This window comes from Pseudoalteromonas sp. SD03 (assembly GCF_040937955.1).
In the GTDB taxonomy this organism is placed as follows: domain Bacteria; phylum Pseudomonadota; class Gammaproteobacteria; order Enterobacterales; family Alteromonadaceae; genus Pseudoalteromonas; species Pseudoalteromonas tetraodonis.
This window is the reverse complement of the sequence record NZ_CP162514.1, coordinates 1,685,463-1,707,022: the sequence shown is the minus strand read 5'-3', so window position 1 is coordinate 1,707,022 and position 21,560 is coordinate 1,685,463. Positions and strand designations below refer to the sequence as shown.

Below are 21,560 nucleotides of genomic sequence, written 5' to 3'. Positions count from 1 at the left end.
TTAAAGCGGGCGCCTTGCCCGCTTTGTCCTGATAGTTTTAGTGATAGTTTTTTGAGTGATAAACATGTCTTATACTACTTTTAGCAGAAATCATAATAACCAAATGCAAGAGCCAATGTTTTTTGGTCAAACCGTTAACGTGTCACGTTACGATCAACAAAAATACCCTATTTTTGAAAAGCTGATTGAAAAACAATTGTCTTTCTTTTGGCGTCCTGAAGAAGTTGACGTAAGTAAAGACCGTTTAGACTTTCAAGCGCTTCCTGATCACGAAAAGCATATCTTTTTAAGTAACTTAAAATACCAAACTTTGCTTGATAGTGTTCAAGGCCGTTCGCCTAACGTTGCACTATTGCCAATTGTGTCAATTCCTGAGCTTGAAACATGGATTGAAACATGGGCGTTTAGTGAAACCATTCACAGCCGTTCATACACACATATTATTCGTAATGTAACTCAAGCCCCTGAACTCATTTTTGACGACATTGTTAGCAATGACAAAATTAGTGAACGTGCCGATGCCGTAACCACTTATTACGACGATTTAATTAATTCAGTGTCGCTTTACAACCTGTACGGTGAAGGCAAACATGACATTAATGGTGAAACCGTTGTGGTTAATTTATTTGAGCTGAAAAAGAAATTGTATCTGGCGATGATGTCAGTGAACATTCTTGAAGCTATTCGCTTTTATGTCAGCTTTGCGTGTTCATTTGCGTTTGCCGAGCGTGAGCTAATGGAAGGCAATGCTAAAATTATTAAGCTTATTGCCCGTGATGAAGCGCTTCACCTTTCAGGCACTCAGCATATTTTAAATATTATGCAAGATGGCAAAGACGACCCTGAAATGGCAATTGTTGCTGCACAGTGCCGTGAAGAAGCAATCAAAATGTTTGTTGACGCTGCAGAGCAAGAAAAAGAATGGGCCGAGTACCTGTTTAAAGATGGTTCAATGATTGGCTTAAATAAACATATTTTATGTCAGTATGTTGAATACATTACCAATGCACGCATGACTGCTATTGGTTTACCAGCACAGTTTGATAATAACAGTAACCCTATTCCATGGATCAACTCATGGCTTGTTTCTGATAACGTGCAAGTTGCTCCACAAGAAGCGGAAATTAGCTCATACCTTGTAGGTCAAATTGATTCACAGGTTGATGCAGCTGAATTTGGTGACTTTGATTTATAATGACTGATAGAACCACTGCAAGTGTCACGCTTGCAGATAACAGCCAGTGCTTAGATTTTACCGCTGGCTGCCCTTCTCTTTTACACTGCTTAGAATCGAATAAAATTGATGCTGCTTACCAGTGCCGTGAGGGATATTGTGGTGCGTGTCGTGCTACGCTTGTCTCTGGTGAAGTCAATTACAATGAAGAACCGTTAGCCTTTGTGCGTGATGGTGAAATACTGTTGTGTTGCTGCAAGCCCAATGGTGATATCAGTATTAATTTAAAGTAACTAGCAAACAACACAGTATAATGCCAAACAGCTCGCTTTATTCACTTACCTGTTTGCTGCAATTATTACTCAAGTAATCACGATTATAGCCGTGTTATTTACTCTGAATAAGCAGCAGGTACAAATCGGTAATGACCCGTAATTGTATAGGCAAAAAGCATATCGCTCATTTCAGGTCCGCGACCAATATTGTGCACAATAAGCGGGTGACCACTGTCCTGCGCTATTTGATTAACGACCATACCTATGTGCGGTAAATTGCCTGGCAGCATCCAAGTGACTATGTCACCGGTTTTATAATCTGCTGCATTAAGCGATTTAGTTAACACTTGAGCATGGCGCTCAAAGTAAACCTGTAAGTTAGGTACACGTCGATGATCAATGTTTTTATCTGGCTTGGTTAATCCCCAAATACGCTTAGAAGGATATGCGCGAAAATTGGCCTGCATGTCTTCATGTACTAACTTTTGCAAATCAATACCAAGCTGTCGATAGGATCGAATTATAACATCAGTACACACACCAATATTATCGGGCACATCGCCACCAGGGTATTCAAGCCTATGATAGGCGCCATCGTAAGTTACTTGTTGCGTTGTTCTGTGGATCAATGCATTGACGATATCGTCATCAAAAGAGCTCGCCTGCACATTAAAGGCAGATAAAACTAGTAAATAGAGCATAAAGCGCGACATATAAATTCCTTTTATAATATTTATTAACTAAAGCTGTTGAGTAATATAGTCAGGAATATTAAATTTATTTCCATTGCTGGTAAAGTGCGCATCAAGTGCATAGGCCATTTTTTCAAGCGGAGCATCATTGTAACCACAGGTTTGGATTTCATTGATGTAGCGCATAATAAAAGCGTGAGCACCGAGCTCGCGCCATTGAACGACATGAGCCAGATCATGAAAATGCACTCTTAAATTACGCGCAACATGAGGTAATATGTAATAAGTGTTTTTATAGGTGATCCCTGCTACATCCATGTCAATAAAATCGCTTAAACCAATTTCACGTAAACCAGCAAAGTCAGGCTTGGGAATGTGTTCAACAACCACATAAAATGCAGTTTTCAAAAATTCATGCGGGTAAAAGCCAGCAAATTCGCTAGCAAATGTATCACAGCATATTCTTTGATGAACATACTCGCTATTCGTTTTATCAATCCATTGTTCTATTTGCGCTAGCATTTTTTCTCCAAAAAATTTGCTTAGTGACTTAATTTAAGCATAAACATTTAATGACGCAGAATTTGCTTTTATCAATAAAAAAGCGCCAATGGTATTATTACTGACGCTTATTATTAATAATGGCTATAAAGTTGCCTAGCCTTCTTCTTCAACCAATGATTCTAATAACTCATGGATCTCTGATTTTAATTCTTTGTCTTCAATTTTATTCGCACTGATTTTAGCATCTTGCAGATTTTTAATTGCCGCTTCTTTATCACCCAGCTCAAGCTGTAAAGTAGCCATAGAAAAGGCAACAGACGACATATGATCTTTGTTATTAATTTCTATCGACTTCTGTAACGCTTTTTCGTAAGTCTCGATAGCTTCTTCTAGCTCTTCGGTGAAATCAGCCAATGTTTCCCACTGAACAGGGTGATCTTTCGCTGTATTTTCGTTTTCAATACAAATAGCTTTTAGCTCAGCATATAAAGATTCAAACTGTTTAGTATCATTTTTATTAGCCGCTGCCATCAGCTTTTCCGCCAAGTCGTGAACCGCTTTGTATACTTTAGTATTCATAATTACTCGCTACCTTATTAACGCGCCTTTTTTGACTTATTAAAGGCATCGTATTCGAAATATATTCCCTAATAGTACATTATTATTAAGCGCTGCGTTGTTACAAAAGTATTATAAGCGATAAAAACAGAGGTTTAATTTAAAAACCTGGATATTACAGTGCTACACTTAACGCTTAATTTAAGTCGCAATAGTAAATACCTACCCTATGCAAAATTGCAATCAATGCGGTAAATGCTGCACTAAATATGGTGCGGCAGATTTAGATACAAATCAGGATGAAATTGAAATGTGGGCGTTATTCAACCCAGAAATATTTCAATATGTTAAAAACGATCAGTTATGGTTTGATCCCAAAACAGGCGAGCAATTAACGCAATGCCCATTTTTAGTACTTAGCAGTAAAAAATATCCACAAGAAAAAGATAAATATACATGCAGTATTTACCATGACCGTCCTCAAGATTGCCGACACTACCCAAGTTTAATTTCAGAAATGATAAACGATGACTGTGAAATGCTTGAACCAATCGATAAACAAAATCCTTTCAAAGCACAAAAAAAATTAGACATACTAATGATAGACAGCCGCTCTTAAGCGAATAAATATAACAAATGCACTGATCTGTAATAATGAGCTGGTAATGTAAATTTAACGCGATTATTTTGCCATTCAACGCAAAATTAAAAGTTATAGTATAACATTGTTGATGATGCCATTTTGTAGTGTTATATTATATCACAACATAACAACCACGATTCGAAGTAATTATGACAAAGTTAACACTCATATCCTCAGCGCTACTGTCTGTTTTGTGTTCTCACTCTGCCCTAGCAGCAACGATTAACGGCACAGTAACAGATTCAAAAAAACAACCTATTGCTAATGCAACTATCCATGTTCATGGAAAGTCACAAAGCGTGAAAAGCAATGAACAAGGTCAGTTTAGTATCGACATAGATGCTAAAAGCCAATTACACATTAGTAAAGATAACTACATCGATTCACGTATATCGCTTGAGAATGTAGACGATACAATTACTGTTACATTAAAGCCGTCTTCGGTTGAAACTGTGGTTGTGTATGCCTCGGCACTGCATAAAAATAGCTTAGAAATGATTTCACCTGTAAGCGTACTATCAGGGGATGAACTAAAAAATAAAGCGAAACCGACCCTAGGTGAAACACTTAAAGGAATACCAGGAGTAAACGCTAGCTACTTCGGTCCTGTGTCTTCAAGTCCGATTATTCGTGGCCTAGGTGGTCCTCGTGTTAAAATTACTCAAAACGGTTTAGATAGCAGTGATGCATCACGTATCGGTCCAGATCACGCGACATCAAGTGATAGCTTAGCCGCTGAACAAATTGAAGTACTACGAGGCCCAAGCACCCTACTATATGGCTCTGGTGCTATTGGCGGTGTAGTAAATGTGGTTGATAACCGTATTCCAACCAATAATATTGACGCACTCTCGGGAGCGGCACAATACACACACGATACCGTTTCAAATGCGAACACCTATGCGGCAAAATTAGAAACAGGCAGCAATAACTTTAATTTTCATTTTGATGGCACCAAACGCAGTGGTGATGACTATCAAACGCCTCGCTTTAACCTACCAGATGAACATGAAGAAGGTGAAGTACACATTGAGGGCGATGAAGAAACAGCCACTTCAGTTGAAAATACTTTTATCGACAGTGAAACAGTGAACTTTGGTACCAGCTATGTCGGTGAGCATTTAACCGTTGGCTTTTCATACGGCAATATTGAAACAGACTATGGCATTCCAGGGCATTCACATGATCACGGTCATGCCCATGAAGAAGAAGGCGATCATGAAGATCATGCGGATGAAGAACATATAGAAACTCCCGTTTATGCTCATTTAGAGCAAGATCGTTGGCAAGGACTGGTAAGCTATGCATTTCATGATAACTGGATTGAATCGATTAATCTTCGTCTTGGCTACACCGACTACACTCACAGTGAAATTGAAGATGGCGCGATTGGCACCACGTTTAGTAACGAAACCACTGAAGCACGTTTAAATGTAGAGCATCAGTTAGGCCAATGGCATGGCATGATTGGCTATCACTATAGTGAATCTGATTACGATGCAATTGGCGAAGAAGCGTTTACGCCTGCAAGTGTCACTACCACTCATGCGTTATATTTACTTGAAGAACGCACATTTGGCGATGTCACCGTAGAGCTTGGCGCCCGCCTAGAAGATTATGATATCAAAAGTGATGTAGATACACATCAGCACAGCCATGATGAACAACCTGTATCGGCAGATGAGACTATTAACTACACCCAAAGCTTTACTAATGTAAGTGCCTCAGCCGGTGCAATTTGGGAGTATATGCCAAGTCACAACCTAGCCGTTAGCTTATCACATTCAGAGCGTGCGCCACTTTCAGCTGAGTTACTCTCTAATGGTGTGCATGTTGCCACAGGTACTTATGAGCTTGGTTTGGGCTATCATATTGAAGGGGCAGAAGCGCATTTTGAACCTGAAGAAATTAAACAAGAGACCTCAACCAATCTTGATATTAGTTTACGTCGTTTTAGCGGTGACTTTGGCTACACCGTCAACTTTTTCTATAACGATATTAAAAACTTTTATTATCAACAAAACACCGGATTAGTGTTTGATGAGATGGATGGCTTTGAGTCTGCTGCCAATGGACACAGCGATGCAATTGATGTTTATCAATTTACCAGTAAAGATGCGCAGCTTTATGGTTTTGAATTTGATGCACATTATCAAATAAACCCCAGCGCCATGGTAAAAGTATTTGGTGACTCTACTCGCGCCAAACTAAAAGATAATGAAGGTAATTTACCACGTATCCCTGCCAATAAATTGGGCTCAGAACTACAATATACCCTAGGTAATGCGCAATTTACCTTAACAGGAACCCATTACTTTGAGCAAAATGATATTAGTGCTTACGAAACGGCAACGGATGGCTATACATTAATTGATTTACAAGCCAATTATCAACTTGATTTAGGCGCAGTTGACACGCAGCTATACCTAAGTGTTGATAACATTACTGATGAACTTGGTTTTGTACATAGTTCATTTATTAAAGATACGGCACCTCTTCCTGGACGTAACTTCCAATTTGGCGTTAGAGGCTACTTTTAAAACGCGCTCATTTTTAATCAGACAATAAAAAACCGCATTCGTAATAATGAATGCGGTTTTTTTACAACTAAATTCTAATTAAAGAATTGCGTGTAACTCAACGTCAAATACTAGAGTTGAGTAAGGTGCGATTGCAGCACCGGCACCACGTTCACCATAAGCAAGCTCATGAGGAACGTATAAACGCCATTTAGTACCTACTGGCATCATTTGTAATGCTTCAGTCCAACCTTTGATCACGCCACCTACTGGGAATTCAGCAGGTTGACCGCGCTCGTATGAGCTATCAAAAACAGTACCGTTTACTAAAGTACCGTGGTAATCAACACGTACTGTAGACTCCGCAGTTGGCTTTTCGCCTTCACCTGTTGCAAGTACTTCGTACTGAAGACCTGACTCAGTAACTGTAATTTCAGGACGTTTTGCGTTTTCTTCTAAAAATGCAATACCTTCAGCAGCCAATACTTTAGCTTCTTCTTCACGACGAGCTTGGATCTCTTCGTTGATTTTCTCAAATGCAGCTTGGATCTCAGGGATCTCTACTTGAAAAGCACTGCCTGCATACGCATCTTTCATGCCTTCAAATACTGAATTTAAGTTTAAACCTTCAAAAGGGTTAGCCTTAAGTTGCTCACCCATTTGTAAGCCAATACCGTAACTTGCTTTTTCAGCATCTGTAGTAAAATTATCTGACATAATGTGTTATTCACGTTTTGTTAGTTAAAAGACCCGTATATGCTATCACAAAATAAAAGCCGTTTGGGGCTAGTTTTTATTGAGTTTTTCTTTAATTAAACCAATAGCAAAGGTACATACAGGTAAACTGAGCAAAATTCCAACAAGTAAGCTCATCGGCAACAATCCGACCACGCCGATCAACAAAAGAGGCACAGCCACCAAACCGATAATGCCAATGTAAAACGCACCCCACACTGGCCAAAAATGATCGTATTTTGTGATTAAATGCCCGGATAAAAGATTAAATCCGATGCCATATAAGAAAGTCATCATCAGCGCATTATCTGGGTATGCATCAATGGCCATTTTTTGTAATAACGATATGGCACTTTGGTAACAATAACCAAACACAGTCCATAGCAGGATGTGCTTGAGTAAACGTTTAGAGAAGGATAACTCCGGGGACTGTGACATAATAAAGCTCCAGATAGCAAAAAACCGCCAATAAGGCGGTTTTTTAAATAATGGTGGAGAGATAGGGATTTGAACCCTAGAGGGGCTATAAACCCCTGCCGGTTTTCAAGACCGGTGCATTCGACCACTCTGCCATCTCTCCGTACGGCGCGCATAATAAGATCATACGCTTAGCTTGTAAAGCCCTATTTTACCAAAATCGGTTAAATAGTTAAATATTAATCAGGATAGTCATAAACCCTAGTAATATTGTTTAGGTCTGCGGGCAATCCAAGAACATACTAAACACACCAATAAGCTGGCAGTTAAAAATGCAATACTTTGAAATATTAAATCGAAGCGCTTTAAATCATCACTTGGGATCACAACTAACACAAACGAAGGTAGTACGGTGAATAATAGAACATAGCAGCATATTTTAAAGGCTCTGCCAAAATCAAATCGTCGAGACTGTTGCATCCACCATGTTAGCAGTACTAGGACACCCATCGCAGTTGCAGCAATAAAGTGAGCTGCTTGTGTATTCATTGCAACATAAAATGTCGCAAGCGCGCCAACAACACCCCAGATTGACCAAGCAAACCAGTTTTCTTTTTCACGTAAAAATAAATTTCCCATCATTTTCGTCTTCTTTATCGTTATTATTGGTAAGACTTTCCATACATTACCAAAAAACAACCGATTAAAAAACAAACTGAAGAAGATTTATTGCGTATGGTGCTTCCGTGCGCTTCTCGCAGCTACAATATTAACCGCGGTAGTGTAACACGATTAACTTAATGAATTATGACTATATTGAATATAAAAAGTTCATCCTATTGCTACAAAAAACTAAAATAGTTTTCTGGCTTATGGCGCGGTGACTTTTTACACTCAACTGCTGGCGTCCCTAAATACAAATAACCCACTATTTCATCATCATTATTTAAGTTAAGCGCTTTTTTAACACTGGGGCTTTGTGCAAAGTAACCTGTGCGCCAAATACCGCCAAGCCCTTGTGCAAATGCAGCTTGTTGCATAGCCAGCACACCACAGCCTGCACTTTGAACTTGTTCTATTCTTGGTACTTTTGGATGTTGTTGATATTTTGCAATGGCAATAATGATCATGGGTGCTCTAAGGGGTAACTCTTTAGCACGATTAATTACTTTTTCAGCTTGCTGCTCGGCCAAAGCGCTTTGATAATAAATTTCACCCAACTTATGACGTGCATCCCCTTGAACAATAATATATTGCCAAGGCGCAATACAGCCATGATCGGGAACTCTGAGCCCAGCCTGCTGAATAATGTTTAGTTGTTCTTCATTAGGGCCTGGCTCTGTCAGTTTTGCATCTGACTGGCGGGTTAATAAAAGCTCAATAGCATCCATTATAATTACTCAAAAGACAAAACAACAGCATACCATTGAAACCCTTAGGTTAAAATATAATGGGCCCCCCGCTGTTATTATTTGCTTATCAAGAAAGTACCTAGGTTAAAAAGTACACAAATAATATCGCAACCCAAATAGCCGTGTATTTGTGCCATTACAAAGTGACGCTCGCCTTTTGCGTGTAAATAATTAGGTCGAACTAATGATGGGCTTTATAAATTTAATTTTGCAAGTTAAGCGTTGTAGCCGAGGCACAATTAAAAATCGTAATAGCGTATTTATTAGCTATACAAGGAATGGGGTAAGGTAAAAAACAACAATATAAGGGTCTGATTATAAGTTAACTATCTTTAAAAAATAATCAGACCCGTGTACTTACTTAAATTGCATATTAGATACTGCGTGCAACTTGTAAGGCTTCGAATATAGCGCGCTTGGCATCAATAGCCGCTGCTAGTTTAGCGCCACCAATAACATGAACCTTGGCATTCTCTGCTTGCGCCTTAAATAGTTCGTCATTAGACACTTGGCCAATACAAGCAATCACAGTATCAACTGGCAATACTTGTGTTTCGCCAGCAACACTGATAGTTAAGCCGTTTTTATCAAAACGATGGTACTGGCAATTGGCTATTTGCTTAACGCCATGTTGTTTAGCAACTTGACGATGTATCCAACCGGTTGTTTTGCCTAAATCACCACCAAAGCGCCCTTCACTGCGTTTAAGCATATAAAGTTGACGCTCATCTTTATGAGGCTGAGCATCGCACTCTATTCCCCACTGGGTTTTAAAGTCGCTGATACTTTGTGATTTATGTTCACTTAAAAATGCCACCATATCAAAACCGATACCGCCTGCGCCTAAAATCGCAATCGAATTACCAAGTTCAACCTCACCGCGAATGACTTCATCGTAGGCAAAAACACGTTTGTCATCACTACATTCTATAGAGGCTTCACGTGGCCTTACACCCGTGGCAAAAACCACATCGTCAAACTGGCTCAGCATACTATCATCAAATGCTTTGCCTAATTCAATGGTGACGTTTAAACGCTTAAGTTCATTGGTAAAGTAAGCCAATGTATGATTAAAGTCTTCTTTACCTGGTATTTGCATGGCTAAATTAAACTGCCCACCCATATGCTGCTTTTGGTCAATAAGCGTTACATTGTGACCTTTTTGCGCTAAGTAACAACTTGAAGAAAGCCCAGCAGGACCCGCTCCAACCACTAATACATTTTTAGCTGTTGCGGCTTTTTCTAGAGGGTAATCAAGTTCAAAACCCGCTTGTGGGTTAACTAAGCACGTAGCACGTTTACCTTTAAATACGTGGTCTAAACAGCCCTGATTACATCCAATACAAATATTAATATGGTCAGAGCGCTTGGCTTGGTATTTATTAAAAAACTCAGGATCGGCAAGTAAAGGGCGCGCCATAGAGATTAAATCAGCTTCACCCGCCGTTAAAATATCATTAGCAATCTCTGGTGTATTAATGCGGTTTACGGCAATAACAGGCACGCTAATAACATCTTTCAAACGCTTTGACGCTTCTTTGAATGCGCCTGGGGGTACCATGCTTGCAATTGTCGGTACCCGTGCTTCATGCCAACCAATGCCAGTATTAAAAATATCAACACCTGCTTTTTCAAGTGCAATAGCTTGTTGTGTTACTTCCTCAGGAGTTGAGCCATTCGGAATTAAATCGATAACAGACAGTCTAAAAATAATTAGAAATTTATCTGAAACTTTAGCTCTTACTGCTTTTACAATCTCAACAGCTAAACGCATTCTGTTTTCAAGACTGCCACCAAACTCATCGTCTCGTTTGTTTGTATGCGGTGCCATAAATTCATTAATTAAGTAACCTTCAGAGCCCATCACCTCTACGCCGTCGTAACCTGCTTTTTCTGCTAAATATGCAGAGTGAGCAAAATCTTTAATGGTTTTTTTAATTGAACTTAAAGACATAGCCTTAGGTTTATAAGGGTTAATCGGTGCTTTTATAGCACTTGGGGCTTGATTGAATGGATGATAAGCATAGCGCCCAGCATGCAATAACTGCAGGCAAATTTTACCACCATGTTGATGAACAGCTTGTGTATAAGCGCGGTGTTTAAAAACATCATAATAACTATTAAATGATGATGAAATAGGCGTTAACTTGCCGCGAAGATTAGGGCTATATCCCCCCGTAATGAGCATTGCTGTGCCACCTTTAGCACGTGCTTCATAAAAAGCACGTAGGCGTTTACGATTATGCCATCCCTCTTCGAGACCGGTATGCATTGATCCCATTACTAAACGGTTACGTAATTGTGTGTGTTTTAGTTCTAATTTTTGTTCTAACATCCTGTGCCCCAATAACTGGTCTAACCTGTGTGCATTTAGTCAATTCTGCTTTAATGACCAACAATAAGCAATATATGAGCAGATTAAACTTAATAATTTTTTAACTCAAAATCTGTTAACTGCGTTTATCTTGACCAATAGCGTGTGATAAAAGTAGTGACTACAGCCATAATTTCAGTAATTATTTATTAAATAAACACGTGTTTAATCTCAAGTGTAATTGAATTTATAAATGTTTCGTTACGATTTAGCAGTTAAATTTATTTATATTCTACGCTAAGATGGCAGTAACGTTTTAGCTGTACCAATTTAAGGAGCTATTTTGATAGCAAAGGTATTTAAAGGTATATGGACGGGGATCAACTTCTCACGTCGTTTAATACTCAACGTATTGTTTTTATTTTTGGTCGTCATTTTTATCGTATCGGTATCAAGTGACGGTGATAAAATTATTGTCGAAGAGGGCTCTGTTCTTAGACTTAACCTTAATGGCCCTATTGTCGAAGAAAAAACCTATATAGATCCTGTTGAAGCCGCTATTAATGATGCAACGGCCAGTGCTGACTCACCCAGTGAAATATTGCTCGACGATGTAGTTGAAGTAATTAATGAAGCAGCACAAGACTCGCGTATAAGCGCTATTTTGCTTGATTTACAAGAAATGCCAAAAGCACATTTAAATAAGCTCAAACAAATCACGCAAGCACTTGAAACATTTAAAGCTACCGGTAAAAAAGTGATTGCCTCAGGGTATTACTACACCCAAGCACAATATTACATTGCCGCGCATGCAGACGAAATTGCGATGCATCCTTATGGTAGTGTGCTTATTGAAGGCTACGGTATGTACCCGCTTTACTTCAAAGGCGCATTAGAAAAATTAGAAGTCACTCAGCATATATTCCGTGTAGGTACCTTTAAATCGGCCGTTGAACCGTTTATCAGAAACGATATGTCAGAGGCAGCTAAAGAAGCAAACCGTGTATGGCTTGGTGCTTTATGGAATGAATATAAGCAAGACGTTAGTGCTGTACGTCCTTTTGATGAGTCAAACTTTGATGAAACAATGGATGTTTATTTAGCTAAAATGCAAGCCGCTAATGGTGATGCCGGTAAATATGCACTGGATAACCAATGGGTTGATTCATTAAAAACCAATCAGCAAATTCGCCAACAATTAATTGAATTGGTTGGAGAAAATGAAGATGGAAAAACATTTAAACAAGTCTCTTTTGGTGAATACTTAAGTTTAGTAAAACCGCCTATTGAGTTTGATAACCCTATGACTGAAAAAGTCGCTGTTGTGGTTGCTAAAGGCACTATTGTTGATGGTGAGCGCCGTGCTGGTGAAATTGGTGGTGATTCAACTGCAGCCCTACTTCGCAAAGCGCGACTTGATGACAAGGTTAAAGCGGTGGTTTTACGAATAGATTCAGGCGGTGGCAGCATGTTTGCCTCAGAAGTAATTCGTGCTGAAGTACTTGCACTTAAAGCTGCTGGTAAACCCGTTATTGCATCAATGAGCTCAGTAGCTGCATCAGGCGGTTATTGGATTGCCTCGGCGGCCAATGAAATTTGGGCAGCGCCGAGTACAATTACCGGTTCAATTGGCGTATTTGGTACCTTTATGACATTTGAAGATACCCTCGCTAAAATAGGCGTGTATTCAGATGGCGTAGCGACCACCGAATTGGCAGGTTTTTCAATCACTCGCCCACTTAACGAGAAAATGGCTAAAGTTATTCAAATGAGTGTTGAAGAAGCGTATGGACGCTTTTTAGATGTGGTTGCTGAGGCACGTAATATGACCCCAGAGCAAGTTGATAAAATTGCCCAAGGTCGGGTATGGATTGCCTCTCAAGCTCAAGAGCTTGGTTTAGTTGATAAACTTGGTAATAAACAAGATGCGATTAAAGCAGCTGCAGAGCTTGCAAAGCTTAACTACTATGACGTTAAAACAATTAAGCAATCGCTTAGCCCACAAGAAAAAATGCTTCAAGATATTTTCGGCAGTGCCGCCGTTAAATCAGTACTTGGGCTTGAAACACAAAAAACAGCAGTATTAGCCAGCCAAGCTAATCTGCAAAGTGTTATTAAACAATTAAGCAGTGAAGTAGAAAACCTAAAAGATTATAACGATCCACAAGGTGTTTATGCCCGCTGTTTAGAGTGTACAGTTGCACAATAGTGCCTTAACAGGCTGTATTGATTAGCAGTTAGCGTTATACTAAGCCCAGTTTTTTTACTGGGCTTTTTTTATGAAACGTAAACGCATTTATATCGCTTACACTGGCGGTACCATAGGAATGAAAAAATCAATTCGCGGCTATATTCCTGCTGAAGGGTTTTTAACCGAAACCGTGGTTAATAACGCAGAGTTTAATCGTGAAGAAATGCCATTATTTGATATTCATGAATACTGCCCGCTTATAGATTCTTCAGATATGTCACCTGCTCATTGGCAACTCATCGCCGATGACATAAAAAGTAAATACCAAGATTACGATGGCTTTGTGGTACTGCATGGTACTGACACTATGGCCTATACTGCATCAGCTCTGTCGTTTATGTTTGAAAACTTAACTAAACCTATTATTGTGACCGGCTCACAAATTCCGCTGTCTCAATTACGCTCTGATGGTCAAGTTAACCTACTTAATGCCATGTATTTAGCGGCTAACTACCCAATTGCAGAAGTCAGCTTATTTTTTAATAATCAGTTGTTCAGAGGTAATCGTGCCACCAAAGCCCATGCAGATGGGTTTGATGCATTCGCCTCACCTAACTTAGAGCCGCTTGCGCTTTCAGGTATTAATATTCAGCTGATCAAAGGGCAATTAAGCCCGTATGTAGAAAATGAACTCCAAGTTACCCCTATTACACCGCAAGCTATTGGCGTGCTGTATTTATACCCAGGGATCAGCAAAGAAGTAGTAAAAAGCTTAGTTAATGGCAATATTAAAGCCCTCGTACTGCTAAGCTTTGGCGTAGGCAATGCGCCACAAGACCCTGAGTTTTTAGATATTCTGGATGAAGCAAGTAAACGGGGTGTTATTATTACTAATTTAACCCAATGTTTAAAAGGCCAAGTGAACATGGGCGGTTATGCCACGGGTAATGCGCTGTTAAACATAGGCGTGATCAGCGGTTACGATATGACCTTAGAAGCATGCTTAACTAAGCTGCATTACTTGTTTAGTCAAAACCTAGAAATTGAAACAATTCGCCATTTAATGCAAGATAACCTGCGTGGTGAGCTGACCCGTTAAGTAATCAGTTAAGCGAATAACAAAAAAGGACGCTACTTAGCGTCCTTTTTGATTACTTAGATTTTATTAACGAACTTTTGCGTCAATATCAACTAAGTCAGTTAAATGACACGTTTCACCACTGTGGGTTTTAATGCCATGCTCACCAAAGTAATCACGCTGGGCTTGAACTAAGTGCCCATTACTTGGTGTTGTTAACGTTGCTAAGTAGGTTTGTGTTGCACTAAGCACAGGAAACGCCAGACCCGTCATAACGGCTTGGCCAGTCACTTTACGCATCGCTAATGACTCTTTTTCAAGCGTATCAATAAACTCAACGCCTTGCGCTACACTATCTAGATAATCAGCACGGATAATACACCCTGCACGCCATGTTTGTAGCGTTTTCGCTAAATCAACTTTCCATTGATGAGTTCGTGAAGCGCCTTTAATTAATGCAAGTCCTTGACGGTATGCCAATAGGCTCGCAAGGGTAAACGCATCTTTTAGCTCGTCTAAATCAATATCAACTTGCGTGGTATTTTGTGCGCTGTACGTCATTTCTTGTGCGGCAGTGGTATTACACGCATTAGTTAAATGACGAGCTTGTACAGCAGCCACTAGCGACGGTACCGCAATACCTAATTCAAGGGCGTTTTGTGCTGTCCATAAACCGGTGCCTTTTGCGCCTACTTTATTGTCAATTAAATCTACAAGCGGCACATTATGCGAATTTTCAAGTGATAAAATATGGCTTGAGATTGACAGTAAATAGCTATTTAGCTGCCCTTGAGACCATTCGTTAAATATCTCTGCAATTTCTTTAGGTGAGCGATTAGTGCCGTGACGCAATAGCTGATACATTTCTGCAATCAGTTGCATGAGTGCGTATTCAATTCCATTGTGAACCATTTTTACAAAATGGCCGCTAGCTGACTGCCCTACACGCGCAAAACACGACTCGCCTTTATAGCTTGCAGCAACCTTTGTAAACCATGGCTCGACACGCTCCCAGCCACCTTCAGAACCACTGGCCATCATAGCTGGACCGTGACGTGCACCCTCGGCACCGCCTGAAATACCCATAGTGGCAAATTCAAACTTATCTTGGTATTTGAGCTTACGGTTAATACCGTCTTTATAATTACTGTTACCACAATCAACAATAATATCACTACACTGAACACCCGCTTCAATAAGCTCGTTGCAAACCGCATCAACTAACTCACCAGCAGGCACAAGTAATAAAATAGAACGCGGTGCTTCTAAACGCCTAACCATATCCCCTAGATCAGAGACAATGTGAAGTTTATCAGCCATGCCTTGTGATTTAGCACAACTTAGTAATTCTTCACCCGCATTTGGGTTTTTGTCATAAGCGACAAGCGTTATCCCTTTTTCAATCAAGTTCAGGGCAAGATTTTTCCCCATAACGCCTAACCCTACTAATGCAACTTGCATTTAGTGCCCTCCTCGGTAACAACTATTTGGTTAGTAAATTAAAATAATACCGCGTGCATTATACTCAGACCGTAGCCATGAGCAAAGCTACATGCATTTATTACAGTTAAAATAAACGCCGCAATTATATCAAACAACCGCCCTCTCAGGGGAAGAAATAGCAGTGCTATTTAAATTTTTAGATCATTGACGCCCTGTGACACCGGTGTCATAATGATGACATATTCATTTTGTATATAATAGTCGCAATGTTATAAAAATTGCATAAAACTAAAGATTGCTCTTTATTAGTAATCACTAAAAACAAAATAACCGTCAACTTGCTTAAAAAAAGCACACAGGAGAATTTAATGTTAAGACGTACAAAAATAGTCGCGACACTTGGACCTGCAACAGATAGAGATAATAACTTAGAAAAAATTATTCGTGCAGGCGCAAATGTCGTTCGATTAAATTTCTCACACGGTGTTGCACAAGATCATAAAGACCGTGCACAAGCTGTTCGAGATATTGCAACTAAACTTGGTAAGCACATCGCGATTCTCGCTGACTTACAAGGCCCAAAAATTCGCGTTTCAACCTTCAAAGAAGGCAAAGTGACCTTATCTGTTGGTGCAAAATTTATTCTTGATGCCAAAATGGAAAAAGGCCAAGGCGATATTAACGCCGTCGGTATTGACTACAAAGAGCTACCACAAGATGTTGCCCCTGGTGATTTATTGCTATTAAACGATGGCTTAATTCAACTCACCGTAGAAAGTGTTGAAGGTCACTTAGTTCATACCATTGTGACTGTTGGCGGCGTACTTTCTAATAATAAAGGGATTAACCGTTTAGGTGGAGGCTTAACGGCACCTGCATTTACGGAAAAAGATAAGGAAGATTTAATCACTGCTGCTGAAATTGGCGTTGATTACATTGCGGTTTCTTTTCCTCGCAGTGGCGATGATATGCGTTATGTGCGTTCACTTGCGGAAGCTGCAGGCTCTAATGCACAGCTTTTAGCTAAAATTGAGCGTGCTGAAGCAGTAGAAACACAAGAGGCAGTTGATGACATTATTTTAGCGTCTGACGCTGTTATGGTTGCCCGTGGCGACTTAGGTGTTGAAATTGGTGATGCTGCACTAATGGGTAAACAAAAACTCATTATTCGTCGTGCTCGTTCATTGAACCGTACCGTTGTAACCGCTACGCAGATGATGGAATCGATGATCGATAACCCTATGCCAACACGTGCAGAAGTTATGGATGTTGCCAATGCAGTACTTGATGGCACAGATGCAGTGATGCTTTCTGCTGAAACAGCCGCTGGTGATTACCCGGAAGAAACCGTTGCTACTATGGCGCGTGTTTGTCTAGGTGCTGAATCACAAAAAGAAACACACGTTTCTAAACATCGTTTAGACAGCCGTTTTTCTTCTAATGCCGAATCAATTGCCTTATCAGCTATGTATGCAGCTAACCACTTAGACTCTGTTAAAGCGATTATCACCTTGACTGAGTCAGGTAGCACGGCAAAATTGATGTCGCGTATTAGCTCTGGACTGCCTATTTATTCACTTTCACGTCATGCAAGTACATTAGGTCAAACAGCGCTGTATCGTGGTGTTTACCCTGTATTTTTTGACTCTACAAAATGTGAAAAAGATAGCATGGTTAAAGATGCACTAAGCACACTCGTAGCCGCAGGCTCATTACAAGCAGGCGATACCGTGATTATTACCCACGGTGATGCGATGGAAACGATTGGTGCAACCAACACGATGAAAATAGTCACAGTTTCGTAACTGTAACGCGCATAAAAAACGCGAGCTAAAAGCTCGCGTTTTTTATGCTATTTATTAAAGTTAGCTAGCTAATGCTGCTTTTACTTTATCACGGTAACTTCTACTTACTTTAAGCTCTTGTCCGTTATCTAACACTAATAAATATTCACCACTAACCTGAGTTACCAGCTTGCTAATTTGTTTGGTGTTAACAATCGCGCTGCGATGAACACGTACAAATAAGCTTGGATCCAATTCTTGTTCAAGCTCTTTCATGGTTTTACGTAATATATGCGTTTGCCCATCTTGGCAATGCAGACACATGTAATCACCTGCCGCATCTACCCACTGTATTGTAGCAACGGGTACTCTGACAATTTCGCCCTGCTCTTTTACGGCCAATGACTCAGGATAACGACGATCTGTAAGGGTATCGCCTGTGGCTAATTTCTTTAAAATTTCTTCGCAGTTATTGCCTGTTATCCCTGCTACGAAACTCGCTAGTTTTTTCTTATGGGCGTTATCCTGCTGAGTTTTTAAATAGGTATGCACTTTTTCTACCGCCTGTTTTAATCTGTTATCATCAACGGGTTTTAAAATGTAATCTAAAGCATGAATTTCAAATGCTTTAACAGCAAAGTGATCAAACGCCGTAACAAACACAATGGCAGGTAAATCTTTACTGCTTTCACTTAAAGCACGTGCGACTTCAAAACCGTTCATACCAGGCATTTGAATATCAAGAAAGACAAGATCAATTTTTTCGTTTTTACAACTTTCAATCGCATCAAAACCTGAGCTACACAGTTTGATCACTTCAATATCAGAAAACTCTTCAAGCCTGACGGCTAAACCTTTACGTGCTAATGGTTCATCATCAACAATAAGCGTTTTTATTCTTGTCATTTCTTCACAGCCTTCTCAAACGGGACTCGCAGATTAACTTTTAACCCACTTGGCGTATTATGTGATAATACAAACGAGTAATTATTTTCGTAGAGCGTTTTTAATCTGTCTCGGGTGTTTGCCACCCCTACGCCTTGTGCATTAACTAACTGACCATTTTCAATATCAGTGCCAGGCCCATTATCGCCCACTTCAAGTAATAATTCATTAGCAAAAACTTGCGCTTTTATATCAATAACACCACCTTCTGACATATGGGCAATGGCGTACTTAATGGCATTTTCGATGATCGGTTGTAATATTAAGCTTGGCACTAGCGCTTGTTTGGCCTGCTCACTCACGTCCACATTAACTTGTAAGCGCTCATCAAAACGTACACGTTCAATTTCTAAATAGAGCATTAATGCATGTAACTCTTGCTCCAGCGGCACTTTTTTAATTGGATCAGTATTAAGCGTATAGCGTAAAAAGTCACTCAATTTAGATACCATCAAGTTAGCATCTTTATTTTCTTTTACCAAAACTAAGGTTGATATTGCATTGAGCGTATTAAACAAAAAATGAGGATTTAGCTGGTATCTAAGCATTTTTAACTGCGCTTCGTGCGCCATTGTGGTTGCTTTTAAGGCTTTTTGACGTTCACTTTGTAATAACTGGTAATACTTAACACCAAAGTACAAACCACTCCAACACAAAATAATATAAACAGAATCAAGTCCTTGTTGTAAATAATAAAACCATTCTTCAGGACGGTATCCGTGGCGATAAATTTCCCACAGGTTAAACTTTTGCACCACGGCCCATAATGTACCGGTTATATAAGAGGCGCCAAATACAACAATAATTAATACCCAAGGTGAGGCATTCCAAATTTTGCGATAAATATAACGCAGAGGCACAGTCATTAAACAGCCCGCATAGGCGTTTAGTAAAATAACGAATACGTAAATATCACGCATTTCGAATACTTTAGAACCAATATAGTTAACTAACGCATAACCTATCCAGCCTGCAATTTGCAAAAGCCAGAAAAAACGTTGTCTGTTATCAATTAAAGACTGCCAATTCAAAATTAATTATTACCTTGTAAATTTGTCACTATTATATCGATTTATCGTCAGGTATAGCACTACCAACTGTCTTACTTTTTAATAGCCCTATCGCAAACAATAAATTAAATAAACACTGGATAGATGCTCAGTTCTGGTTTAGTTGTTACGTTAAACAAATTAAAACTCGTGTTGCAATTACCCCTTGCGGATGGTTTAAAACGCATAAAAAAAGCGAAAGGCATCCACCTTTCGCTTATCAATGTTTACTTTTATTTTTTAAGCAAGCTTATCTGAAGCAACTTTATAAGTCGGATCTTCAATTACGTTCACTTCAACTAAGTCACGTGCTTTATGAAGTAGTTCAGTACAGTCTTTACTTAAGTGACGCAAGTGCAGCTTTTTACCCGCTTTATTGTATTTGTCAGCTAAGCTGTCGATGGCCTCAATCGCACTATGATCCGCAACGCGACTGTATTTAAACTCAACAATCACATCTTTAGGGTCATTCTTAACATCAAATAAATCAGCAAAGTTTTTAACCGAACCAAAAAATAAAGGCCCATGTAGCTCGTACACTTTTGAACCTTCTTTATCAATATAGTTAGTTGTGTAAATATGTTTTGCATGCTGCCATGCAAACACTAACGCAGAGACAATAACACCTACACACACCGCAATCGCAAGGTCGGTAATAACCGTTACACCCGAAACTAATACAATCACAAAAGCATCAGATAAAGGCACGCGTTTCATCATTTTGAAACTCGCCCATTCAAACGTACCCAGCACTACCATAAACATAACCCCAACTAATGCGGCCAGTGGGATCATTTCGATTAAGCTTGAAGCGAAGATAATAAATGCAAGTAACATCAATGCGGCACTAATACCTGATAAACGCGAACGTCCACCTGAATTAATGTTGATCATAGATTGGCCAATCATGGCACAGCCACCCATTGCACCAAAGAAACCACATGTGACATTGGCCGCACCTTGGCCAATACATTCTTTATTAGAATGGCCACGGGTTTCTGTAATTTCGTCAATCAAGCTTAGCGTTAACAGCGATTCAATTAAGCCAATTGCTGCAAGAATAAGCGCATATGGAAAGATAATTTGTAGTGTTTCTAGGTTAAAAGGGACCATAGGAATATGAAACTGTGGTAAGCCACCGGCAATGGTTGCAGCTTCATTTCCTGTCATGCCTTTTAAGAAATCAAGTACCGTACGTGCTTCTAAATCAAGACCAATCACTAAACCCGTTACAGTAACAATAGCAACCAGTGATGAAGGCACCGCGGTAGTTAATTTTGGTAAAAAGTGAATAATTGCCATCGTTAGCGCCACTAAACCTAACATGATGTAAAGCGCACTGCCCGTCATCCACATTTGACCGCCAGCACCATCAGGCACTTTAAACTGTCCAAGCTGGGCTAAAAATATAACAATCGCTAAACCGTTAACGAAACCGAGCATAACAGGGTGCGGAACCATACGAATAAATTTACCGAGCTTAAATACCCCAGCCAATATTTGTAGTAGTCCCATCAGCAACACAGTGGCAAATAGGTATTCCACTCCGTGATCAAGTACTAAACTTACCATCACAACCGCTAATGCACCGGTTGCACCCGAAATCATACCCGGACGACCACCAAAAATAGCCGTAATTAAGCCCACAATAAATGCGGCGTATAAACCAACAAGAGGTTCTACATTTGCAACAAAGGCAAATGCAACAGCTTCTGGGATCAAGGCAAGTGCCACTGTCAATCCAGAGAGAATATCGTTTTTAGCAGAGCTTGGCGCTCTGCTGAGTAAGTTAAACATTGAGTTCCTCAGTTTTATTTCGCTAACAAA

Annotated in this window: 19 protein-coding genes and 1 tRNA gene; 7 read left to right on the top strand and 13 right to left on the bottom strand. The window is 39.7% G+C overall.

The annotated features are described in order from the left end of the window. Nucleotides 1-64 precede the first annotated feature (64 nt). Nucleotides 65-1,195 carry a class Ia ribonucleoside-diphosphate reductase subunit beta gene (gene nrdB, locus ABZP26_RS07885; protein WP_013464873.1) on the top strand — a complete coding sequence of 377 codons (1,131 nt, stop codon included), beginning with the start codon at nucleotides 65-67 and terminating at the stop codon, nucleotides 1,193-1,195. Further along, nucleotides 1,195-1,467, top strand: coding sequence for a class I ribonucleotide reductase maintenance protein YfaE (gene yfaE / locus ABZP26_RS07880; RefSeq protein ID WP_013464872.1), 273 nt, complete (start codon nucleotides 1,195-1,197; stop codon nucleotides 1,465-1,467). The genes nrdB and yfaE overlap by 1 nt, the downstream gene beginning before the upstream one ends. Nucleotides 1,468-1,565: 98 nt before the next feature. On the opposite strand, the gene ABZP26_RS07875 is transcribed toward yfaE, so the two are convergent. The 3 genes from ABZP26_RS07875 to ABZP26_RS07865 all read right to left on the bottom strand — a co-directional run bounded on the left by ABZP26_RS07875 (nucleotide 1,566) and on the right by ABZP26_RS07865 (nucleotide 3,224). After that, nucleotides 1,566-2,162, bottom strand: coding sequence for a DUF1287 domain-containing protein (locus ABZP26_RS07875; RefSeq protein ID WP_368485586.1), 597 nt, complete (start codon nucleotides 2,160-2,162; stop codon nucleotides 1,566-1,568). A gap of 27 nt (nucleotides 2,163-2,189) precedes the next feature. Further along, a complete protein-coding gene (locus ABZP26_RS07870) occupies nucleotides 2,190-2,663 on the bottom strand; it encodes a hypothetical protein (RefSeq protein WP_368485585.1) in 474 nt (157 codons plus the stop codon). A 135-nt stretch (nucleotides 2,664-2,798) separates the two neighbouring features. Further along, entirely contained in the window at nucleotides 2,799-3,224 is a 426-nt protein-coding gene (locus ABZP26_RS07865; RefSeq protein WP_008112472.1) for a tetratricopeptide repeat protein, read from the bottom strand. A gap of 208 nt (nucleotides 3,225-3,432) precedes the next feature. Here ABZP26_RS07865 and ABZP26_RS07860 point away from each other — a divergent pair, with 208 nt between their 5' ends. Together ABZP26_RS07860 and ABZP26_RS07855 are read left to right on the top strand one after the other, a co-directional pair. Then, nucleotides 3,433-3,822: a YkgJ family cysteine cluster protein gene (locus ABZP26_RS07860; RefSeq protein ID WP_008465669.1), complete on the top strand. Its 390-nt coding sequence runs from the start codon at nucleotides 3,433-3,435 to the stop codon at nucleotides 3,820-3,822. Between the two features lie 173 nt (nucleotides 3,823-3,995). Next, a complete protein-coding gene (locus ABZP26_RS07855) occupies nucleotides 3,996-6,386 on the top strand; it encodes a TonB-dependent receptor (protein ID WP_368485584.1) in 2,391 nt (796 codons plus the stop codon). Nucleotides 6,387-6,464: 78 nt separating this feature from the next. Here ABZP26_RS07855 and ABZP26_RS07850 read toward each other — a convergent pair whose 3' ends face one another. From ABZP26_RS07850 to ABZP26_RS07825, 6 genes are all read right to left on the bottom strand, one after another. Next, complete coding sequence (locus ABZP26_RS07850) at nucleotides 6,465-7,082, bottom strand: FKBP-type peptidyl-prolyl cis-trans isomerase (RefSeq protein ID WP_008112467.1); 618 nt, start codon at nucleotides 7,080-7,082, stop codon at nucleotides 6,465-6,467. A gap of 69 nt (nucleotides 7,083-7,151) precedes the next feature. Beyond that, nucleotides 7,152-7,475, bottom strand: a complete 324-nt coding sequence (locus tag ABZP26_RS07845) for a hypothetical protein (protein WP_013464868.1) — start codon at nucleotides 7,473-7,475, stop codon at nucleotides 7,152-7,154. Between the two features lie 114 nt (nucleotides 7,476-7,589). Next, nucleotides 7,590-7,680, bottom strand: a tRNA-Ser gene (locus tag ABZP26_RS07840). 98 nt (nucleotides 7,681-7,778) lie between these two features. Continuing rightward, nucleotides 7,779-8,156, bottom strand: coding sequence for a hypothetical protein (locus tag ABZP26_RS07835; RefSeq protein ID WP_368485616.1), 378 nt, complete (start codon nucleotides 8,154-8,156; stop codon nucleotides 7,779-7,781). 203 nt (nucleotides 8,157-8,359) lie between these two features. After that, nucleotides 8,360-8,908: an NAD(P)H nitroreductase gene (locus ABZP26_RS07830; RefSeq protein ID WP_335675053.1), complete on the bottom strand. Its 549-nt coding sequence runs from the start codon at nucleotides 8,906-8,908 to the stop codon at nucleotides 8,360-8,362. A 394-nt stretch (nucleotides 8,909-9,302) separates the two neighbouring features. Continuing rightward, nucleotides 9,303-11,264, bottom strand: coding sequence for an FAD-dependent oxidoreductase (locus tag ABZP26_RS07825; RefSeq protein WP_368485583.1), 1,962 nt, complete (start codon nucleotides 11,262-11,264; stop codon nucleotides 9,303-9,305). Between the two features lie 322 nt (nucleotides 11,265-11,586). Between ABZP26_RS07825 and sppA the strand changes: the two genes are divergently transcribed. Both sppA and ansA read left to right on the top strand, forming a co-directional pair. Next, complete coding sequence (gene sppA, locus ABZP26_RS07820; RefSeq protein ID WP_368485582.1) at nucleotides 11,587-13,452, top strand: signal peptide peptidase SppA; 1,866 nt, start codon at nucleotides 11,587-11,589, stop codon at nucleotides 13,450-13,452. Nucleotides 13,453-13,522: 70 nt separating this feature from the next. Further along, complete coding sequence (gene ansA / locus ABZP26_RS07815; RefSeq protein ID WP_008112456.1) at nucleotides 13,523-14,533, top strand: asparaginase; 1,011 nt, start codon at nucleotides 13,523-13,525, stop codon at nucleotides 14,531-14,533. Between the two features lie 66 nt (nucleotides 14,534-14,599). Here the strand turns inward: ansA and gndA are convergent, their stop codons facing one another. After that, a complete protein-coding gene (gene gndA / locus ABZP26_RS07810; protein WP_013464864.1) occupies nucleotides 14,600-15,973 on the bottom strand; it encodes an NADP-dependent phosphogluconate dehydrogenase in 1,374 nt (457 codons plus the stop codon). Nucleotides 15,974-16,323: 350 nt separating this feature from the next. Between gndA and pyk the strand changes: the two genes are divergently transcribed. Further along, a complete protein-coding gene (gene pyk / locus ABZP26_RS07805; RefSeq protein WP_008112452.1) occupies nucleotides 16,324-17,760 on the top strand; it encodes a pyruvate kinase in 1,437 nt (478 codons plus the stop codon). A 60-nt stretch (nucleotides 17,761-17,820) separates the two neighbouring features. Here the strand turns inward: pyk and ABZP26_RS07800 are convergent, their stop codons facing one another. The 3 genes from ABZP26_RS07800 to ABZP26_RS07790 all read right to left on the bottom strand — a co-directional run bounded on the left by ABZP26_RS07800 (nucleotide 17,821) and on the right by ABZP26_RS07790 (nucleotide 21,530). Continuing rightward, the gene (locus ABZP26_RS07800) at nucleotides 17,821-18,645 is read right to left on the bottom strand and encodes a LytTR family DNA-binding domain-containing protein (RefSeq protein ID WP_008110464.1); all 825 of its coding nucleotides are present in this window, start codon (nucleotides 18,643-18,645) and stop codon (nucleotides 17,821-17,823) included. After that, complete coding sequence (locus ABZP26_RS07795; RefSeq protein WP_008110465.1) at nucleotides 18,642-19,715, bottom strand: sensor histidine kinase; 1,074 nt, start codon at nucleotides 19,713-19,715, stop codon at nucleotides 18,642-18,644. Before ABZP26_RS07795 ends, ABZP26_RS07800 begins: the two co-directional genes overlap by 4 nt. A 258-nt stretch (nucleotides 19,716-19,973) precedes the next feature. Continuing rightward, entirely contained in the window at nucleotides 19,974-21,530 is a 1,557-nt protein-coding gene (locus ABZP26_RS07790) for a SulP family inorganic anion transporter (protein ID WP_008110467.1), read from the bottom strand. Nucleotides 21,531-21,560: the final 30 nt, after the last annotated feature.